This window comes from Natrialba sp. PRR66 (assembly GCF_034808065.1).
Taxonomy (GTDB): Archaea; Halobacteriota; Halobacteria; order Halobacteriales; family Natrialbaceae; genus Natrialba; species Natrialba aegyptia.
Genome location: NZ_JAXHGN010000240.1, coordinates 1 through 241 on the forward strand (window position 1 = coordinate 1; position 241 = coordinate 241).

Here is a 241-nt window from a genome sequence, read left to right on the forward strand (position 1 = left end):
GTGATACGTTTGCGGGCTATCGCCCTGTTGGTGACACCGTCACTGCCCTCCCGCCCTGACAGCACTGTCAGCGGCGTCAGTGGCTACCTGACGGGCCTGGTCCTTCCAGTCGTTCGGGACCAGCAGCCGCCACGTCCCGTCTACCTTTTTCTTCGACGCGGCTCCCCGAGTTCCGTCGGCGATAACGTCGAACGTGCGTTTGACGATCGTCGTGTCGATCGTGTCCGCGCCGTCCTCCGGC

General features: G+C 64.3%; 1 protein-coding gene. It reads right to left on the bottom strand.

Annotation, left to right across the window (positions count from 1 at the left end; all coding sequences use genetic code 11):
• Nucleotides 1-39: 39 nt before the first annotated feature.
• Nucleotides 40-241: hypothetical protein (locus tag SM755_RS24105; RefSeq protein ID WP_323174896.1), on the bottom strand; the 202-nt coding region annotated here is incomplete at its 5' end.